The following is a 13,268-nucleotide window of genomic DNA, read 5'->3' on the forward strand; positions in this document are numbered from 1 at the left end:
CATCATCATCGCAGGTCAGGTACGGGAACCGACACTGCCCGGCACGACATCGTCGAAGCGGTCCGAGCTTCGCCGCCCTGCATGGTGAGGGTGAGGGCGGGCGGCGGCGCTACAGCTTGATCTGCCCCGTCAGCCACCATTCGAGGTACTTGGCCAAGCTCGGTGCCGCCCAGGTACGGCTGTCGTCCTCGTGGTTCCAGACGAAGACGTCGGGCCGGTCGATCCTGGGGAGGAGTGCGAAGAGGTCTCCGTTCCCCGCGTCCGCGAAGAAGAGCAGCGGATCGAACGGCATGTACAGCTTGGTGAGCCCGGCGTCCTCGCGCAGGGTCCGGTTCTCGGACGCGATGCGTTCGGCGGACCAGATGAGCCCGTCACCGTACTCGTCCTCCATGCCGTTGCTCTCGCGGAGCAGGGCGACGAGTTCCGCGGGCAATGGATGGCCGAGCGTCGTCGCGCAGTGGATGAGCGACGCCTCCGACACCGGTGGCCGGAAGACGGCCGTACCGGGCAGCGCCGCAACGACTTGGGTCCACACCGTTGAACTCGACCTCCATGAGCCTTGGCCCGTGATGGAGCCGGCGGGCCTCCGGCCCCGCCGACGCGAGACCGGGCTGCGACTCGACCAGCGTGACCGATCGTCGAGCGAAGAGTACGGCTGCGGCCGGGACGGCCCCGCACCGGCCCCAGGACCGTGCGGGGCTCGGCGCCGTCGGCATGGGGCCCGGTGCCGGTTACGCCTCCGCTTCGGCCAGGGGCTGGTCCGGTTCGGTGGCCAGGACCAGTTGGGTGACGTCGAAGCCGTCCGGGGTGCGTACCTCGATGCGGTACAGGCCCGGGGAAGGCGCCGATGCCGTTGCCACCGCGGCGCCGTCCTCCCAGGTCAGGGCGAGTTGTGCCACGGGACGGCCGGGGTCGGCGAGGTCGGTGAGGTGGCAGGTCAGGCCCGGGAGGGAGTCGACGTCGCTGAGGTGGATCTTCCACGGCCGGCCCGCCTCGACGAGGTCGGGTGCGCTCAGACCGCAGCCGGCCTCGCCCTGGGGCGGTCCGGGGTGGATGTCGTCGCGCAGGATCTCGGTGATGGCGTCGAGGGCGGTCGGTGCCTTGGCGACGTCGCCGTGCTGGAGGGGCAGGTGGGTGACGGCGTCGGTGAGAATGGCCGATTCCTTGTACACGGTGCCGTCGCCGTGGACCCGGAAGTACCGGATGCGGTCGTTCCGGTCTCGGATGAAGGTGCCGTCGGAGTTCTGGCGGGCTCCGTCGTAGTGGGCCTCCAGCTCGCCGCCGGTGACGGTCAGGTTCTGCCAGGTGGGCTGGTTGACGCCGACGACGGAGCGGTGGCCGGGCAGGCCGATGTTCTTCTGGCGGTGGTGGAAGCGGGCCGCGTCGCGCGCCAGCTCCGCGTCGCCGCCGATGGCCGTGACGTCGCCCGGGGTGAGGTGGCGTACGTCGTCCCCCGCGCGCAGGCTGCGGTACTGCGGCAGCAGGTCGTGGAGGCCGGGCATGGTGGCGCAGAGGGCGCGGAGTTTGCGGTGCGGCAGCGGTACGGGGGCGCCGCGGCCGGTGGCGAGGATGACCGCCGCCTTGACCGAGCCCTGGAAGGGCGTGCCGAGGGTGATGACGCCCCGGGTGTCGGCGTGGAGGTCGCCGTCGTGCGCGGGGTCGAGTGCCGCGCGGGTGACGAGGCCGCCCATGGAGTGGGCGACGAAGACGAGCCGGCCCTCGCGCTGGTCGGTGCGGTGGCGGCGGGCCAGGGTGTGGGCGGGGTGCAGGCGCCAGTCGGTCAGGTGGCGGCGCGCGGCGTCGGCCAGGAGGCGTCCGTTGGTGGCGACGGGCAGGCGCCAGTCGTAGGCGAACTCCAGGATCGCGGCGGGGTCGGCGACGCTGGAGCGCACGGTGTCGACCAGGTCGGCGTACGGCTCGCTGCCCGCGAGGTACGGGGTCCACGCGGAATGCCTCAGGAGGCCGGTCGCCTCGATGCGGCCGGTCTTGCCCGCCAGCTCGTCCTCGGTCATGGCCAGGGACTTCAGGCCCGAGGGGGTGGTCCAGGCCTTCAGCAGCCAGGAGATGCCGCCGATGCCCCAGAGGTCCTTGCCGGTGGTCGTGTCGCGCAGGGTGCTGCCCATGATCCCGGGTACGACGACGACCGCGTCCTGGGTGACGTGGTCGGGTAACTCCGCGGCGTCCTGGGGGTGCTGTGCGGTGGTGGTGCGGTGCGGGTGCTCGTCCATGGCAGTGAAGAATAGGGACCGTGGACGGGGAGCGGGGCGAGATCAGCTTAGCCGGTCCGGCGGAGGCGACGCCGACGGCGACGACGCCGACGGCAGGGGCGCGGGCCGTCACCGGGAAGGTGCCGGCGACGGCGGTCCGCGCCGCCGCGGAGGCGGAGCCGCGTACGGGCACCCTGTTCGTCCTGCCGATGGAGGACGGGACGGAGGCGCTGCGCCAGGCCTTCGGCGCGCAGCTGGAGGCGGTGGCCCTGTGGTGGGAGCGGCCGCCCCCGGACGGGCCCGGTTTCGTGAAGGTGGCGCCCTCGCAGCCGGTGACGAGCCGTCACGACGTGGAGTGCTTCCTGACGGGGTCGGGGATCCGGGAGGCGGATCCGAATGTTCCGCTGGTGCTGTACGTGACGGGGCACGGGGTCGCCTCGTCCGCGGCCAAGCACTTCGCGGTCCTGCGGGACACCGACCCCGGCCGGCTGCTGGCGACGGGGTTGCGGACGACGGAGATCGTGATCGCCGCGCTCGACTCGCACGCGCGGGACGTCCTGGTGGTCGTGAACATGTGCGAGTCCGCCGACCTGGCGGGCGAGCTGCTGGACCTCTCGCGGGACCTGGACACCGCGCGCACCACGTACGGCACGCTGAACGTCCTGGTCACGGCGGCGTCCAAGACGCGGGTGATGGGCCGGGAGTTCGCGCTCGTGCTGCGTGCGGCCCACGAGTGGCTGCGGACGGCCGGAGGGATCACGCGCCCGTACCTGACGATGTCGGAGTTCAGCCGGGCCCTGTACCAGGCTGGGCAGGCGATCGGCGCGGAGCTCGGCCGGAGCCTGTCCGTCGACTGCCGCGTGGTCATGGGCAAGCTCCACGTCCCGACCCCGGCCCTGCCGAACCCGGGGTACCGGCCGGAGCGGGCCGCGGTGGAGGAGAGCCGGAAGGAGGTGGCGGCGACCCCCGAGGACCTCGACTACTGGGTGGAGAAGGCCAGCGGGCGCACCGGAGCCGACGACCCGGGCTGGTACTTCTCGGGCCGCAGGCGGCTGAACGCCTCGGTGGTCTCCTTCCTGACGGGTCCGCCGGGGATCCTGGTGGTCACCGGCATCACCGCGAGCGGGAAATCGGCGATCCTGGGCCGCGCGGTGACCTTGAGCGACGCGAAGTTCCGCGGGTCCGCCCTGTTCGCGGCCGCCGTCGGCCACTGTCCGCCGGAGACCGTCCCGGGCGAGGGCGCGGTGACCATCGCGGTCACCGCGCGGGGCCGGGAGACACTGGAGCTGTTGCGGGCCATCGCGAAGAAGCTGGGGGTCGGCCCGGACCCGTCCGGCAGGGACCAGCTGAGCCGTTGGCAGTTGGGGCTGCGGGGGTTCCTGGCTTCGCCCGGCCCCATGGTCACGATCGTCGTCGACTCCCTGGACGAGGCGACCGATCCGGCGGCGGCGCTGCACCAGGTCCTGGTGCCGCTGGCCGGCCATCTGTCCGTACGCGGCGCCGTGCCCGCGGCGGCGGACGGGGGCCGGTCCCGCTCCGGCGACCTGCCGCCGCCCGTGGAGCGCGGGGTCCGGCTGGTCGTGGCCGTCCGCAGCAGCGATCCGGGCGACGGCGGCCCCCTCGCCACCGACGGCGGCAGCGAGGGGGGCGCGGGCGACGGCCCGGACCTCCTGGGCCGGATACGGGACGCGTTCCGCGGCGCGGCCGTGCTGCGCACCGACGACGCGGACATGGGCAGGGACGTCGAGGGGTATGTACGGGCCCTCTTGGACGGGGAGGCGGCTTGGGCGGGGCACGACCTGACGGAGGTGTCGCGGACGGTGGCCGCGGCGGCGGGGCGGTCCTTCCTCGACGCCCGCGTGGCGGCGGGGCAGCTGCGCGCGGCGGGGCCGCGGCTGTCGGCCGACGCTGGCTGGCTCGCCCGGCTGGGCGAGGGCACCGCCGGGCTGTTGGAGGCCGATCTGGCGAGGTCGGCGGAGGACGGCCTGGCGGCCGACGAGGCGCTGGCGCTGCTGCGGGCGTCGGCGTTCGCGCTGGGGCGCGGGATCGCGTGGGGGGAGGTGTGGCCCGCTGTGGCGTCCGCGGTGCTCGGGAGGACCGTCGAGGACGCCGACGACAAGATCGGGATTCTGCTGGAAGGGCGTCTGGCGGGATATCTCACCCGTGACGTGGAAGAGGATCAGCGGGTGTACCGGCCGGCGCACGAGCGGCTGGCCGCCGTGCTGCGCGCCCGGCCCGTGGGCGGGGCGGCGCCTGGTGGGGGGATGGGAATGCCGGATGGTCAGGACGAGCCTGCCGATAAGGCCGATGGGGCCGTGTCGGGTGGGGTTGGTGGGGTTGGTAGAGCTGGTGGGGACGATGTGGTTACGGGGACAAGTGCGGCGGACAGAAGCCGTGCGGAGGGGGACGCGTTCGGGGGCGGCGCCTACGAGGACGTGTACGGGGCCGCGCACGGGGCCGCGCACGCGCACGACGCCGACGTCCACGCCCGGATCACGCGGGCGCTCGCCGAGCTGGCCGCGCCGCACACCGGCGCCACCGCGGCCGCAGCCGCGGCCGCAGCAGGCGCGGAGGGCGCCGTCGGCCCCCCGGACACCGCCCCGCATCCCTACGTACGCCGGTACCTCGCGCGCCACGCCCGCCTGGGCGGGGTCCTGGACGACGCGCACGTGCCGGCCGACGTCCTTCCGTGGCTGACCGGCAGCCCCGTCCGCGGTCTGCTGGGCCCCGGCCGGGGGCGGGAGGGCCGGCTGTGGCTGGAGGCGTGGGCCGCGGTGGAGCCCTACCTGCACCGCGCCGACCACCCTTCGCGCCTGGCCAGCCTGCACCTGGCGCACACGGCGCTGCGCTTCCCCGGAACGGCGCGCCCGCGGACGTCCGAGGACGCGGGCGCTGACACGGGCACTGACACGCGCACGGGTGCCGCGGCCCGAGTGCCGGGGCCGCTGGCCGTGCTGTGGTCCCGGTGGACGCCGCCCGTCAACGTCCTGGCCACCCTCGCGACCACGGTGCGGTCCATGACCGCGGTGACGGCCCCCGACGGGCGCGCGGCCCTCGCGGTGGGCGACGACGCCGGCGGCATCGAACTGATCGACGCGGTCGAGGGGACGGCGGTCCGCGAACGGATCCGCGGGCACGAGGGCGCCGTACACCACCTGCTCCTCGCACCGCGCCCCGCGCAGTCCCCGCTGCTCGTGTCCGGGAGCACGGATGGAACCGTACGCCTGTGGGACCCGGCGAGCGGCGGGCTCGTCGACCAGGTCCACCGGCCCGGCGGGATCTGGATCGCCGACGTGTGCGCGTACCGCGACGGCGGGCACGAGCTCGCGGTGCTCAGCGTCAACGGGAACGGGGAGGTGGTCTGGTGGAACGAGCGGATGGGGCCGCAGGACCTGCTGACCCTGCCGGGGGACGCGCCGCGTACGAGTGCCACCGCACTGGCATCGGTGGAGGATCCGCCCGGCCGGCCGCTGCTGGCGATCGCCGACGGGGCGTCCCTGACGTTCCGGGACACCGAGGCCGCCGTGGAGGTGGCGGCGTTCGGCCTCCCCGGGGCGGTACGGGTGCTGGCCGCGACCACGCGGCCCGGGACGGTCGCGGCCGGCCACGCGGACGGGAGCGTCAGCGTCTGGGGCACCGACGGACTTCGCTCCACCCTCACCGGCGCCGACGGGCCGGTGAGCTGCCTGACCGGCCTCGTCCTGGGCGGGCGCCACCTGCTCGCGGCCGGAACGGGCCGGGGCATCGCCGTATGGGACGTCTCCGCGTGGGAATCCGCCGACGTGGCGGCTCCGGGGCTGCTGGACGGGCACGCCTCCGCCGTGACGGCGCTCAGCCCCGTCGCCTCCCCAGAATCCGGAATCCTCGCCTCCGCATCCAGTGACGGCACGCTGCGGCTGTGGAACCGGGAGGTCCTGGAGCGCGCGCTGGCCGGCGCGCGTACGCCTGCCGAACCCGTGCCGACGGTCGGGGCACTGCTCCTGCCGGGGCCGGGGGGACCGCGCGGCCCTTCCTGGTTCGCGCTCGGCGGCGACGGCGTCCCGTACGTCGACGTCCGGGACATCGGTACGGGGGACGCGGTCGCCCGGATCGACACCGGCCGGCCGCCGTCCGCCCTGGCCTGGGCCCACCGCCGGGAGGGCGGCCGCGTCCTGGTGTCGGCGTCCGGGTCGGCCTCCGGGTCGGCCGGAGGCGAGGGCTACGGCATCCGGTTGTGGGACGCGGGCACCCGCCGCTTCCTGCCCGACGTCCTCGAAGGGCACTTCCTGCCCGTCCGCTCCCTCGCCGCCTGCACCACCGCGGACGGCCGCCACCTGCTCCTGAGCGGCGGCGACGACGAAACGGTCCGGCTGTGGGACCTGGACGACCCGGGCCCGCTGCGCACGTGGACCGGTCACGGCCTGCGGATCCGGGCGGTGGCGGCCGCTTCGTGCGAGCGGGGCGGGGACTGGTTCGCCTCCGCGAGCTCCGACGGCACCGTACGGCTGTGGGACGCGGAACTCGGCCCGCTGGGCGGGCCCCTGCGCTGTGACCAGGGCGTCCTGCACGCCGTCGCCCTCGCCCCCCGCCCGCTCGGCGGCCTTCCGCCGTACCTGGCCAGCGCCGGGGACACCGGCACGGTACGGCTGTGGGATCTGGCGGGGCGCCGCCCCCTGGGTGCACCGCTGACCGGCCACACGTCGGCGGCCGTACACGCCCTAGCCCTGTGGAACGCGGAGGGCCACGGCAGCTTCGCCGCCGCCGGCGCGGTCGACGGAACCATCCGCGTCTGGGACGCCGCCACCGGGCACTGCCGTCTGCTGCTGGCCACGGGCAGCCCCGTCCGCGGCATCACCGCCCATCCGGCGGCGGCGGGCGGTGGGCGCGTCGTGCTCTCGTTCACCGGGGACGGTGGAGCCGCCGCCGTGGAGATCGACCTCGCCCGGTGCCGGACGGACGGCAGCTGACCGCGCCGTGCGCAGAGCCGTGTGCGCCCCCGTGTTCCTTCGTGCGCCCCCGTTGACCCGCGCAACCCGGTCGCTTCGGTCGCACCCGAGCATGAAAATGATCGTTCGGCATGTGCCACCGATCAGTACGCCGCACCGAGGGCGCCCCGCACCTCACGCGCTGACCGATGGCCGATGACCGATGACCGATGACCACGCCGCTCGTGAGCCTCCCTCATGAGCCCCCCTCACGAGCACCACACCGTCACAAGACCGGCTCTCCCGGCGGGCGGACCGCCCCGCCGGCCCGCCCGCCGCACGAGCCCACGAGCATCACCGGCCCGTACCCCGCGTCCCGCGGAGCCGGCCGGAGCAAGGAGAACGGCCCCATGAGCCGGGACACCGACACCGCACAGCCGGACGTCAGCCTCATCCCCGCACCGGAACGCGGCATCTGGCGGCTGGGGAAATCCAAGAATCCGGTCACGTACGAAAAGATCAGCCAGGAGGACTCCGACCGGACGGGCGGCAACCGCTGGAGCCTGGTCAGCTACGGCACCCTCTACTGCGCCTCCGAACACGACGGCTGCTTCGCCGAGGCCTTAGCCCCCTTCCGCGTGAGCCCCGCCATGCGGGAGGTCATCGCGGACGACTGGCAGGAGCCGTACTACATGGGCCCCGGCAAGATGCCCCGCGACTGGACCACGCGCCACACCCTGGTCCGTCTGCAGCCGCCCAAGGAGGCCCGCTTCCTCGACGTGGACGACGAACGGACCCTCAAGACGCTCTCCCACGAGCTGGAGGACAAGCTGGCGGAGCAGGGCGTCGACCTGCTCACCACGGAACACGTCCAGGGCTTCAACCGCCGGATCACCCGGCTGATCTCCGCCTGGGCCATCACCCAGCGCACCGGCCCCTCGGAGCAGGAGCGCCTCGTCCACGGCATCGCCTACCGCTCCCGCTTCGGCATGCGCCAGTGCTGGGCCGTCTTCAGCGACGTGGCACTGAAGCAGGAGGAGTCCAGTCTGGTCTTCCCCGAGGCGGAGGCGCTGCGGCGGGTGGCGGACGAGTACGGCCTGACCATGCTGTGACCGGACCCGCCCGGGCCACAACCACTCACCCCCCTACTCCCCCACCCGAAAACCCACCTGGAAACCAACCGGAAAACCACCACATCCCTGTCGTCCGAAAGGAGGAAAACAACTCACTCCCCGCACGCACACGACCTCCGCCCCCTCCCCCAATCAACAACATCAATGCAGGTCAGAAGCTAAGTACAGCCTCAAACACGGTAGTTGACGCCCCGTCGAGAACGCGCTGGATTCCGTCTAAGAGGTGGAGTTGACAGGCGATAATGGGTAACCTGACAAGTACATCGACCGACTTGGAACATGTGGGGGATCTCATGAGCATCACCGGCAACACCGTCCGTACGTGCTTACCTTCGGGGTTCACGCCGCACAGCGCGGCACCACCGAGCACCCCAGGCGCCGCCTCACCCCCAGCACGCTCCAGTCATCCATGCGCCGGATCCCCGCGGACCGGAATACATCGATGCTGAACCCCGCCGCCCGCCGCTAGCCGGCCCGGCCCACCCCACCCGTCACTGGTCACGCTTCCCGGCGGGTCGGAAGCACATCACGAAGCGTTCACAGCTCGCCGAGACCGAGCGTCCCCTCCGTCTGCCATCGCAGCAGCACGCGACAGCCAGGTCCTGCGCGCACCCGACACCCGTCGCCTGAACACGCGACCCGCCGCCGCGCGGGCGCGCAGTCAGGGCAGCGAGGGAGACCTGACCATGCCTTCACACACCACCACCACGACCGCCTCCGCCGCCACCAAGAGCGCCGTGAGTGCCGAACGGGCCCACATCGCCACCGTGCGCATGCACATCAGCGAGATCGCCCGGTTCCTCCAGGACAACCTGGGCCAGCGCCTGACCGCGCGCATCGCCAACATCAGCGACCCCAAGCAGGTCGGCAAGTGGGCATCGGGCGACACCACCCCCCGGCACGAATCCGAGGAGCGCCTGCGCGCCGCCCTCCAGGTCTTCCAACTCATCCAGGACGCCGAGAGCCTCTACACGGCGCGCGCCTGGATGATCGGCATGAACCCGCAGCTGGAGGACGAAGCACCGGCCCAGTGCATCGCCGACGGCCGCATGCGCGACGTCATGGTGGCGGCCCGCGCCTACGTGGACGGCGGCTGACCCCCCGTCCCACCCGACACGGCAGCCCCACGGGCCCCACGGAACGCACCGGCTGCCTGAGGCTCTTCAAGGAGGACCCGTCGGACAACCACACCGTCTACGTACACGTGCAGAGCCAGGACCTACAGCGGGCGAACTGGCTGGCCACCCGCATCGGGCGCCGCACCATCGGCGAACCCCAGCACGTCTGACGCCCCGGGATCCGGCACCGGCGCCGCTCAGGGCAGGACCGTGACGCCGATCTGCATGTGGATGTGGTTCTGGTGGGCGTTGACCAGCGCGGCGGGGCCGGTGCAGTCCGGGTAGATCACGAAGCCGGAGCCGCCGATCTCGGGCATGGGCCACTTGTTGGCCGGGCCGATGGCGGTGGCCTCGCACTCGAACGTGGCGCAGCGGAAGGCGGTCGAGAACAGCCCGTACGCGAGGGGGTCCGTCGCGGGGTCGATGCGGAACTTGCCGGGGGTGCGGGGCAGGTCTCCCCAGTCCCGTTGCACCAGACGGGTGAAGGCGACCCCGTCCAGCTCCCCCACGATGCCCGAGAGGCCGAGCGCGCGGCCCTGGTTGTGGCAGTCCTTCGGATGGGGCCCGCCGTGCCCGATGCCCAGGCGGAGGAGTTCGGTGACGTCCGGCGACGAGGAGTTGATCCAGCGGGTGAGGCGGTACAGCGCGATCAGCATGCACTGGTCGAGGTTGTCGATGACCGTGGACGCCGGGGCGATCTGGTTCGTGCAGCGGATGCCGCCGAACGACGGCGGGCTCACCACGACGCGCTGGGTGGGTGTCGGCGCCATGATGCCGGTCGGCCCGTCCACGAACACCGGGCTCTTCAGGGTCCTTTCCTCGTGTTCCCTCTGTTCCTTGGAGAGGGGCCGGTGACTTCAGGGGGCTGATCCCCGACAGGGGTCAGACCCTGAGAGCGTGCCGGCCCGCGTAGCACATCTGCCGGGCCATGCCGGTGAGGTTGCCGCAGCCCGACGCGGCGGCCGCGACGCCCTGTCGACGGGCGTCGGCCTCTGCCGCGGCGTCGTCGCGGCGGACGGCCCGGACGTGGGGAGGCAGTCCTCCTGGTCTGTTCGGGCTCTTGGTGACGGTGATCGTGTCGAGCGAGTACAGGCCGCCCTTCGATCCGGGTATCTGGCCCGCGGAGAGGATTCCCCGGACCATCTGGCCCCCGATCAGGAACGCGTTGGTCCCCGCGTAGTTCAGCGCCCGGCCGGCCGAGGTCTGGCCGAGGTTGCGGAACTGGTAGTAGATCTTGTCGAGGAAGGAGCGGATCGTCAGCCGGATCTCGCTCTCCTGGACGGTGGAGACGTGCCTGATCTCCGCGTCCTTCATGACGCTGTCGAAGACGGAGTCGACGAGTGCCGTCTCGTTCCAGGTGTAGAGGCCTCGGCTCTTCACCTCGACCACGGGCACGAGCTGGCCGTTGAAGAGTCGCTTCGTGCGGTGGGTGAGGATCCCGGACACGGAGACGCGCGAGACGTAGCCTGCCCGTTCCTCCTGCTTCTCCGGGTCGAGCGCCTGGCCCACGATGGCGGCCGGGGCGGGGGCCGCCGGGGCCGGAGCCTGGGCGGCCTGGACCGGGGGCGGTGCGGCCGGCGGCGGGGGAAATGCGCCGCCGTCGGCTGTGACACCGGCGGCGACCGGTGGGCCGCGACGAGCAGCGCCGCGGTGCCGGTCACGAGCGGGGTGGCGAAGCTGCTTCCCGTCAGGGAGGCGAGGCCGCCGCCGGGTGCGGCGCCCTCGATGTCCTGCCCGGGGGCGAGGATTCCGTGGGTGCGGTAGGCGGCACCCCAATTGCTGATGTCGAGTGGCCGGCCGACGGCGGCGGCGCCGACGGCCAGGACGGAGGGGACGGCGGACATCGGCCCCTGCCCGGCGGGCTCCTGGACCACGGTGTCCGGACGCGTGAGGTCCGCGCCCGCGAAACAGGGGTGGGACAGGTCGACCGGGCCGTCGAGCAGGGCCACGCAGACGCGCGGGTCGCCGAACGGTGCGTCCGGCCGTGCGCCGAGGTCCCCCAGGACATCCCGAGGCCTCATCCGGGACCTGCTTTCCGTGCCCGTGGGCACTGCGTACCGAAAGTCATGCCGAGTACGAGCGTCGGAGGTCCTCGTCCCCGGTCCGTCACCCGTAATGTCCAAACGTCGTCGTGACGGCGTCTTCAGAGCGTTTCCGGACCATTGCGGGAGCGTCTGTACGCCGGTCAGACCCGTGACTGCGGCGTGCCCGGAGCGCCGCGGAATTCGGGCGGGAGGCGCGGGACCGGGGCTTCGGGGCTGTTGTGGGGGCGGATGGAGGGGTGGGTGCGGATGCGTGCTCCACCGGCCGGTTGCACAGTGAGGGATGTGTCTTCGAGCGGCGTAGACCTTGAACTGCTCGGAGCCTTCGAGCTCTCGTACGCCGGATGCCGCATCCATGGTCGAGTGCGTGGACCACCGGCTGCTGCTCGCGCCTCTGGTGAACGTGGACCTTCACAGCGCGCGCTGGCGGGCAGCCCAGGACGCGACGGGCGACGGTCTGCCTCCCGCCCACGCCGAGGCGCTTTCGGCCATGCTCGGGAAGGAGCTGCTGCCGCGCTGGCCGGACGAGTGGCTCGTCCTGGAGCGGGAGCGCTGGGACCAGGTGCGGCTGCACGCCCTGGAGGGCCTGGCGCAGAGGCTGCGTCGGGACGGGGAGTACCTGGCGGCGCTGCAGACGACACTGTGAAGCGCTACAAGGAGTACCAGCGGCTGCTGCGCCGTGAGCTGGAGGTGGATCCGTCCCCGCTCATGACGCGACTGGTCCAGGACCTCACTGCGGTCTGAGCGTCCGGTGGTCACCGGGCGCCGGTCGCCGGGCGCCCGGCGTCCGGCGCCCGGGTGTCTCAGCCGACGGTGACGGTCATCTTGCCCAGTGCCTCACCCGCTTCCATGATCCGGTGGGCTTCGACGATCTCCTCGAAACGGAAGATCCTGACCGGCCTTGCCGACAGCGCCCCCGACTCGACCTTGGCGTAGATCTCGTCGAACGGAACGTCGGCGAGCGGAAATTCGGGGCTCCCCAGGACGAAGGCGCTGCCGAAGAAGCTGAGCTGGACGCCGGTGGGGAGATCGGTGATCGGGTTGAAGTCGCGTACGGGCTCGAAGCCGCCGAGGAAGCCGAGTTGGCAGACCCGGCCGCGGGGGCGGACGGTGGCCAGGGAGTCGCGCAGGACGTTGTTGCCGACGAGATCGAACACCGCGTCAACGGCGTCGTGGCTGCCTCTGTCGACCTGGGCGGCCAGGTGGCCGTCGTCGATGAGGACCTCCTCGGCGCCGAGGTCCTTCAGCAGCGGCGCGTGGGCGGGGTTGCGGGTGGTCGCGAGTACTCTCGCGCCGTGGACGACGGCGAGGTTGACGGCGGCCTGGCCGAGGGAGGACGTCGCTCCGCGCACCAGGACCCGCTCGCCCGGGCGCAGGCCGAGGTTGCCGAACAGCCCGTGCCACGCCGTCGCGTAGACCTCGGGAACCGCCGCCAGCTCGGCCCATCCCAGTGACGAGTTCACCGCTGCCACGTTGGTGGCCGGTACCGTGACCAGCTCGGCGTAGCTGCCGTTGCGGGTGCGGCCCATGCCGCCGAGGAGGGCCACGACCCGGGTTCCGGGGGCGAGGCGGCCCGAGGGATCGGCCTCGACCGATCCCGCGCACTCGATCCCCGGGACGGCCGCGACATCGCCCCAGGCACCCGCGCGCATGTATGCCTCGGCGTGGTTGATGCCGAACGCCCTGACCCGGATCAGCACCTCTCCCTGTGCGGGCACGGGGTCGGGCAGGTCGGTGATGTGCAGGACCTCGGGGGCGCCGTAGGCGGATATGACGATGGCCTTCATTGAGCGGGCTCCGTTCTTGAATGGTCATTCATCTATTGGGGCCGAAAAAGAGCCACCGCATGCGGTGGCCCCGGGTG

Annotated in this window: 9 protein-coding genes and 1 pseudogene; 4 read left to right on the forward strand and 6 right to left on the reverse strand. The window is 72.7% G+C overall.

All coding sequences use genetic code 11. From position 1 onward, the window contains the following. Positions 1-109 precede the first annotated feature (109 nt). Both OG295_RS37775 and OG295_RS37780 read right to left on the reverse strand, forming a co-directional pair. Positions 110-535 carry an SMI1/KNR4 family protein gene (locus OG295_RS37775; protein WP_331738009.1) on the reverse strand — a complete coding sequence of 142 codons (426 nt, stop codon included), beginning with the start codon at positions 533-535 and terminating at the stop codon, positions 110-112. A 196-nt stretch (positions 536-731) separates the two neighbouring features. Next, positions 732-2,228, reverse strand: a complete 1,497-nt coding sequence (locus tag OG295_RS37780; protein WP_331738012.1) for a hypothetical protein — start codon at positions 2,226-2,228, stop codon at positions 732-734. A 20-nt stretch (positions 2,229-2,248) separates the two neighbouring features. Here OG295_RS37780 and OG295_RS37785 point away from each other — a divergent pair, with 20 nt between their 5' ends. From OG295_RS37785 to OG295_RS37795, 3 genes are all read left to right on the forward strand, one after another. Next, positions 2,249-7,153, forward strand: a complete 4,905-nt coding sequence (locus tag OG295_RS37785; RefSeq protein WP_331738014.1) for a hypothetical protein — start codon at positions 2,249-2,251, stop codon at positions 7,151-7,153. Positions 7,154-7,521: 368 nt separating this feature from the next. Next, positions 7,522-8,223: an RES domain-containing protein gene (locus OG295_RS37790; RefSeq protein ID WP_331738016.1), complete on the forward strand. Its 702-nt coding sequence runs from the start codon at positions 7,522-7,524 to the stop codon at positions 8,221-8,223. A gap of 707 nt (positions 8,224-8,930) precedes the next feature. Beyond that, positions 8,931-9,341, forward strand: a complete 411-nt coding sequence (locus OG295_RS37795; RefSeq protein WP_331738018.1) for an XRE family transcriptional regulator — start codon at positions 8,931-8,933, stop codon at positions 9,339-9,341. Between the two features lie 218 nt (positions 9,342-9,559). Here the strand turns inward: OG295_RS37795 and OG295_RS37800 are convergent, their stop codons facing one another. From OG295_RS37800 to OG295_RS37810, 3 genes and pseudogenes are all read right to left on the reverse strand, one after another. Beyond that, positions 9,560-10,153, reverse strand: a complete 594-nt coding sequence (locus tag OG295_RS37800; RefSeq protein WP_371681466.1) for a hypothetical protein — start codon at positions 10,151-10,153, stop codon at positions 9,560-9,562. 91 nt (positions 10,154-10,244) lie between these two features. After that, positions 10,245-10,871: a hypothetical protein gene (locus tag OG295_RS37805; RefSeq protein ID WP_331738023.1), complete on the reverse strand. Its 627-nt coding sequence runs from the start codon at positions 10,869-10,871 to the stop codon at positions 10,245-10,247. 122 nt (positions 10,872-10,993) lie between these two features. Then, positions 10,994-11,761: pseudogene (locus tag OG295_RS37810) on the reverse strand (S8 family serine peptidase); the annotation flags it as partial. Between OG295_RS37810 and OG295_RS37815 the strand changes: the two are divergent. Then, positions 11,760-12,050: a hypothetical protein gene (locus tag OG295_RS37815; protein WP_331738025.1), complete on the forward strand. Its 291-nt coding sequence runs from the start codon at positions 11,760-11,762 to the stop codon at positions 12,048-12,050. The pseudogene OG295_RS37810 and the gene OG295_RS37815 overlap by 2 nt on opposite strands. A 157-nt stretch (positions 12,051-12,207) precedes the next feature. Here the strand turns inward: OG295_RS37815 and OG295_RS37820 are convergent, their stop codons facing one another. Beyond that, a complete protein-coding gene (locus OG295_RS37820; RefSeq protein WP_331738027.1) occupies positions 12,208-13,191 on the reverse strand; it encodes a zinc-binding dehydrogenase in 984 nt (327 codons plus the stop codon). Positions 13,192-13,268 lie beyond the last annotated feature (77 nt).

Origin of the sequence: Streptomyces sp. NBC_01276, assembly GCF_041435355.1 — a bacterium.
Classification (GTDB): Bacteria; Actinomycetota; Actinomycetes; order Streptomycetales; family Streptomycetaceae; genus Streptomyces.